The organism is Halomonas sp. MES3-P3E, assembly GCF_002836035.1.
Taxonomy (GTDB): Bacteria; Pseudomonadota; Gammaproteobacteria; order Pseudomonadales; family Halomonadaceae; genus Vreelandella; species Vreelandella arctica.
On sequence record NZ_PJBT01000114.1, the window covers coordinates 1 to 919 of the forward strand.

General features: G+C 53.3%; 1 protein-coding gene. It reads right to left on the reverse strand.

Annotated elements, in window-relative coordinates; all coding sequences use genetic code 11:
* Positions 1-854 (reverse strand): IS5 family transposase gene (locus tag CXF87_RS12155; RefSeq protein ID WP_101146791.1). Its coding sequence is split into 2 segments (ribosomal slippage): positions 1-512 and positions 512-854, totalling 855 coding nucleotides; the frame shifts between segments, so codons are not numbered across the junction.
* Between the last annotated feature and the right edge of the window lie 65 nt (positions 855-919).

Below are 919 nucleotides of genomic sequence, written 5' to 3' on the forward strand. Positions count from 1 at the left end.
CTAGGTTTTGTACGAAAAGTTGGCTCGCAAGCAACGGTCGATGCACGCCACGCATACCATCGCCTTAAAGCTACTTGCCAGCTTTTCATAGCGTGTGGCGATGCGGCGACATTCTTTAAGCCAGCCAAAGCAGCGTTCTATCGCATTCCGTTGACGATATTTGGGTTTATCGAACCGTCTGGGTAGACCAGGCCGGATTCTTCGGTGCATGTTGCGCTGAGCAATCACGGGTTTCATGCCGTGCCTGTCGCAGTAATGACGCAGCTCATCGCTGTCATATCCTTTATCAGCCACCATATAGCGACTACGTTTGCGAGGGCGCCCGACGCTACCTGGTAGATGAACTCTCTCCAATGTCGGAATGAAGTGCCGAGAATCTGCCTCTTGACCAGGGGACAGCGTGAACGCCAGTGGCCAGCCATGGCGATCACAAACCAAATGAATTTTGGTGGTTAAACCGCCGCGACTGCGGCCAAGTGCATGGTCTAGCGGTTCTTTCGAGCCCCCTTTTTACCGCCTCCAGCGGCAGCGCGTGTGGCCCGCACGGAAGTGGCGTCGATCATCCACGTGTCCAAGTCCATAAGCCCATCTTCACGTAATTTGAGCTGCAAGCGAGAAAGTACCGCTTCAAAGGTGCCGTCATCACGCCACTTGCGGAACCGGTCATACACCGTCGACCAAGGACCATATCGCTCGGGTAAATCACGCCATTTGGCGCCAGAGCACAGCACCCAGAAGATACCATTGAGCATTTTTCGGTCATCCCGTCTGGGCCTGCCCATGGTTTGAGGGGGCGACACGATATCTTCAATCTGTGCCCAGCCGTCATCAGAGATCTCGTAACGTCCGACCATTTTTTTCCCCTATGCTGCTTTTGCATAGGTAAAATTAGCAGATAAGGCTTTTCGTACAAAACCTA